Origin of the sequence: Roseateles sp., assembly GCF_036404855.1 — a bacterium.
Taxonomy (GTDB): Bacteria; Pseudomonadota; Gammaproteobacteria; order Burkholderiales; family Burkholderiaceae_C; genus Pelomonas.
On the sequence record NZ_DASWYS010000064.1, the window covers coordinates 1 to 4,651 of the forward strand.

At 69.1% G+C, this 4,651-nt stretch carries 5 protein-coding genes; 3 read left to right on the forward strand and 2 right to left on the reverse strand.

Annotation, left to right across the window (positions count from 1 at the left end; genetic code table 11):
- The 3 genes from VGF12_RS04425 to VGF12_RS04435 form a co-directional block, all read left to right on the forward strand.
- Nucleotides 1-574: hypothetical protein (locus VGF12_RS04425; protein ID WP_331174833.1), on the forward strand; the 574-nt coding region annotated here is incomplete at its 5' end.
- A gap of 124 nt (nucleotides 575-698) precedes the next feature.
- The gene (locus VGF12_RS04430) at nucleotides 699-980 is read left to right on the forward strand and encodes a BTH_I0359 family protein (protein ID WP_331174834.1); all 282 of its coding nucleotides are present in this window, start codon (nucleotides 699-701) and stop codon (nucleotides 978-980) included.
- Between the two features lie 94 nt (nucleotides 981-1,074).
- Entirely contained in the window at nucleotides 1,075-3,390 is a 2,316-nt protein-coding gene (locus VGF12_RS04435; protein WP_331174835.1) for an ATP-binding protein, read from the forward strand.
- Here the strand turns inward: VGF12_RS04435 and VGF12_RS04440 are convergent.
- Nucleotides 3,377-3,889, reverse strand: coding sequence for a GNAT family N-acetyltransferase (locus VGF12_RS04440; protein ID WP_331174836.1), 513 nt, complete (start codon nucleotides 3,887-3,889; stop codon nucleotides 3,377-3,379). The genes VGF12_RS04435 and VGF12_RS04440 overlap by 14 nt on opposite strands.
- A complete protein-coding gene (locus VGF12_RS04445; RefSeq protein WP_331174837.1) occupies nucleotides 3,886-4,452 on the reverse strand; it encodes an XRE family transcriptional regulator in 567 nt (188 codons plus the stop codon). The genes VGF12_RS04440 and VGF12_RS04445 overlap by 4 nt, the downstream gene beginning before the upstream one ends.
- Between the last annotated feature and the right edge of the window lie 199 nt (nucleotides 4,453-4,651).

A 4,651-nucleotide genomic window follows, 5' to 3' on the forward strand; every position in this document is an offset into this window, starting at 1 on the left:
CGAAGCCCTGCTGGACTGGCGCCCCGAGCCCGATGGCCGCTACAGCCTGCGTCTGACGCGCCGCATCGGCGAGCGCGCCCTGCCCGCGCTGGAGAGCCTGGGCCGCACCGGCAGCACCGGCCTGGTCCCGGAGCACTTCGAGCGGCAGCGCAGCGACCAGGACCGCCGGGCCATCCACTTCGACACCGAAGGCCGGCGCGCCAGCTTCCCGGCCGGCCCAGGCCCATCCGACCTGCCTGAAGGGACACCAGGTGCGCAGGACCGGTTGTCCTGGTGGCTGCAGCTCGCCGCGCTGGTGCAGGCCTCCGGTGCCCAGGCCGGCGCACCGGGCGGGCGCTGGCGAGTCTGGGTGGCGGGCCTGCGCGGCGAACTGCGCGAATGGGTCTTTGACGCCGTGCAGGCCGAGCCCGAGGACGGCGGCATGCTGCATCTGCGCCGCCAGCCGCTGGGGCCGCACGACCCCGGCGTGGAGCTCTGGCTGGACCCTGCGCGGGGCTGCTGGCCCGTGCGCCTGCGCCAGGGCGATCCTGAAACGCGTGGTTTCGAAATCAGTTTGTCCGACGTGAACTCCTGACGCTTCCTACACGTTACCAAGGCGGGGGATGACCTGAACTGCGGGGCGTTCTGCCAGTATCTGGACCGAGCGGGGCTTGAAAAACGCCGGCCCCAGCCGCATTTGAAGCCCCGAGGAGAATTCCATGCACATGCTCTACAACTCCGACAGCTTCATCGTCGTCCAGTTCGACGTGCCGACCGCCGAGCTCCACGCCGTGGAGGAAGGGCCGCAGCTGAACCGCGGCGGCTTCGAGATCGTCGACAAGTTCGCCCGCAAGGAGATCTTCATCGAGGGTGCGCTGGCCGAATCCTTCCAGCAGGGCGTGCAAGCCCTCATTGCCGAAGGCGAGCCCTCCGAGGACGAGTTCGACGCCTTCATCGAGCGCTACGCGCTGATGGGCCAGCAGCCGGTCGTGATGCACTGAACGTTTAAGGAGCTGGCGACGCATTGATCTGCCGCCAAGCCTGATACAAGATGGGTCAACGCTGGCCGCTCCCGGCCACGCAAGGAGCCCATCGATGGTGAAGCGAGTCGCCGCAGAGACAGCCCCCCGGGTGTCCGCTGCCCGCGTGCTGCCCTCGCCCGGACTGGACAGCGCCCCGGTGCTGGACCGCATGTGCTCGCAGTTCGTGCTGACGCTGACCGTCCGGCATGCCGGCCGCTTCAACCTGCGGCGCGACTTCAACGGCCTGCTTTCCTTCACCGGCCGCCATCTCGTCTGGCCGGCCCGCGTACTGCAGCGGCTGCGCGCCTACCTGGGCCTGCGCTGCGCCGGCAACGAGCTGTGGCGCGGCCACGAGGCCCTGAGCGACGAGGCCTTCCTCGACCGCTTCGGCCAGTGGAGCGGGCCCTTCTCCGAAGGCACGGTGTTCTTCTACCTCGACGAGTACGTCAAGGACGCGCCCAAGGACATGATGGCCCTGCTGGCCACCACCTGCGAGCACCTGGACCGCCAGCTCAAGCGCGAATCCACGCTGGTCGAGAAGAACATCGCCGCACTGGGCAAGCTGCTGCAGCTCAACCCGGCCGAGCGCGCCATCCTGCTCTACGGCACGCTGGCCCGCTACCAGCGCGAGCTGCGCGGAGCGCTGGTCGAGTTCAAGGTCAACACGGCACAGGAAGCCTTCGCGGCCATCGCGGCCGTCGCCGGCGTGGACGAACGCGAGGTCGCAGAGGCTCTGCGCGCCGGGTCGCGGCTGGAGCGCATCGGCATGGTGGAGAACCTGATCTCCGAGCACAACATCACCGACCTCGCCGACCTGATGAAAGTCAGCGACCAGTTGCCGCCGGTGCTGATGCGCGAGTACCAGGGCCCGCACGACCTGATGGCCGTTTTCACCCGGCCGGCCGCCCCCAGCTCGCTGGCGCCGGGCGACTTCCAGTTCGTCAATGACGACCTGGTGCTGCTGCAAGGCCTGCTGCGCCAGGCGGTGGCCACGCATGCCACCGGCGTCAACGTGCTGCTCTACGGCCCGCCCGGCACCGGGAAGACGGAGCTGGCCAAGGTGGCCGCTGCCGCCGCTGGACTGGACCTGTACGAGGTCGAGTACGCCGACCGCGACGGGAACTCGCTGTCGGGCCGCGACCGCTACCGCTCGCTGCAGATCAGCCAGGTCTTCCTGAAGGCCAGCGCCAATGTGGCCCTGCTGTTCGACGAGGTGGAGGACGTGTTCCCGCCGCTGTCCAGCGACACGGCCTCGCTGCTGAGTCGGCTGGATGCCAGCGGTGAAGCCGGCATCGGCAACTCGGTCAGCGGCAAGGCCTGGGTCAACCAGATCCTCGAAACCAACCCGGTGCCGGTCATCTGGGTCACCAACCGCATCGAGCAGATCGACCCGGCCTTCCGGCGCCGCTTCCAGTACCACCTGGAACTGAAGTCGCCGCCGCCCGGCGCCCGCCAGGGGCTGGTGGCGCGCGCGCTGGCCGACGTGGCCGTCAGCGAAGGCTTCGTCGCCAAGCTGGCCGAGCGCCCCGGTCTGACGCCGGCACAGATCCGCACCGCGGTGCGCTTCGCTCAATTGGCCGGTTCGGCCGGCGACGCCGAGAAGCTCATCGAGCGCCAGTTGCTCAACGCCGACAAGGCCCTGGGCCGCGACGACGGCAACAGCCTGGCGCGCCCCTGCGTGACGCGCTACGCGCTGGAGCTGCTGAACTGCGAGAGCCGCTTCGAAATCCCGCGCATCGTCGAGGCGCTGCGTCGACAGGGCCGTGGCCAGCTGTGCTTCTACGGCCCGCCCGGCAGCGGCAAGACCGCCCTGGCCGAACACATTGCCCAGGCGCTGAGCCGGCCGCTGATGGTCAAGCGTGCCAGCGACATCGCCAGCAAGTTCGTCGGCGAGACCGAGCAGAACATGGCCCGCATGTTCGAGACGGCCCAGACCGAAGGCGCCGTGCTGCTGCTGGACGAGGCCGACAGCTTCCTGCGCAGCCGCAAGCATGCGGAGCGCAACTACGAGGTCAGCGAGGTCAACGAGATGCTGGCCGGCATGGAGCGCTTCAACGGCCTCTTCATCTGCACGACCAATCTCTTCGACGACCTGGACGAGGCGGCGCTGCGGCGCTTCGCGTTCAAGATCCGCTTCAAGGCCCTGAAGCCCGAGCAGCGCACGGCGATGTTCGAGCGTGAGGCGGGCACGGTGCCGACCGACGAGCAGCGCTCAAGGCTGGCGGGGATGGACTGCCTGACGCATGGCGACTTCGCGGCCGTGCGCCAACAGGTCGAGATCCTGGGCGAGGCCTTCACGCCGGATGAGTTCCTGGCTCAGTTGGAGGCGGAGCATCGGGCAAAGCCGGAGGTGCGCGAAAGGCGCAGCATCGGATTCAGAGCAGCTTGAAGTAGTAGGTCGTCGAACAGAGCGGCCCCTGCGGCATCAGCGCATAGTTCGGGATGTCTCCGACCCGCTGCCAGCCCAGCCTTTCGTAGACCCGCGACGCGTCGCTGCCCGTGACAGTGTCCAGCACCAGCGTCGTCCTGCCCAGCTCGCGTGCCTTCACCTCCAGCGCCTTCAACAGCCGCTCGGCCACGCCCTGGCGGCGCATGCGGCGGTGGACCAGCATCTTGCTCACATCCGCCCGGTGCGGCTGGTTATCGGGCATATCGATGACGAGGGACAGGGTGCCGCAGATGCGGGCGGCCGCGTCCTCGGCAACAAACAGAAGACGCTCACCCGCGGCCACCCCGGCCGCCACCTGGCGCCAGAACGCCTGCGGCCGGCCCTCGGGCAGCGGCAGCATGAAGCCCACCGACGCCCCGCCCTCGACACAGTCGCGCAGCACCTCGGCGAGTTCGTCGACACGGGCCAGCGCCTCGGCGCCGTCGAGTTCGCGGATCATGGCTTGGCTCCTGTCAGCGCCACGAGGTAGCGCGCCGGCTTGGCGCCGGGGTTGTGGAAGCGGACGGGGGCGTCCAGGCGCATGGCCAGGCAGTCGCCGGGACAGAGCTGCCACTGCTCGCCGCCATGGCCGATCTCCATGACGCCGTCGATCATCCAGATGAGTTGGTGGATGTCGGCATCGCGCTCCGAGGTTTCAAAGGACACGCGCTGGCCAGCGGGAAAGACGACGTCCACCAGCTGCAGCGGCGACACGCCGGCGGGCGACACGTTGCGCCGGCGGTAGCCAGAGGCCGGATCGCTCCAGACCGGCTGGTCAGACGCGCGGGCCAGCGGCGACGGCGCGGTCGACGGCGGGCTGGTCTCGAACATCGACGCGACGCTGACGCCCAGTGCCGAAGACAGCTTGTCCAACACGACAGCCGTCGGACTGCTCTGGCCACGCTCGATCAGCGAGATGTTGGAACGGCTGACGCCGCTCTTGCGTGCCAGCGCGTCCAGCGACAGGCCGGCGGCCGAGCGCAGGTCGTGCAAGCGGCGGCCAACGCGTTCCGTGATGTCCATGCAATCCAGTTTACTGGAATTTTCATCCATCAAACTGGATTGGCACGCTCGGCGGCGCGACGCCAGGCGGGGTCGGGCCAGCGCCTGCCCAGGCGCCAGGCGGCGTGCGTGAGCTTGATGACGTGGGCGTTGTCCTGCTCGCAGGCCGCCGCGATCAGTGCGGGCCAGGGCCGGCTGGGCGCATGGTCCAGCGCCAGCG

What these genes read in the sequence shown, in the direction of transcription:
- VGF12_RS04445 (WP_331174837.1), bottom strand. Translation starts at nt 4,452, where the DNA reads ATGGACATCACGGAACGCGTTGGCCGCCGCTTGCACGACCTGCGCTCG.
- VGF12_RS04440 (WP_331174836.1), bottom strand. Translation starts at nt 3,889, where the DNA reads ATGATCCGCGAACTCGACGGCGCCGAGGCGCTGGCCCGTGTCGACGAA.
- VGF12_RS04430 (WP_331174834.1), top strand. Translation starts at nt 699, where the DNA reads ATGCACATGCTCTACAACTCCGACAGCTTCATCGTCGTCCAGTTCGAC.
- VGF12_RS04435 (WP_331174835.1), top strand. Translation starts at nt 1,075, where the DNA reads ATGGTGAAGCGAGTCGCCGCAGAGACAGCCCCCCGGGTGTCCGCTGCC.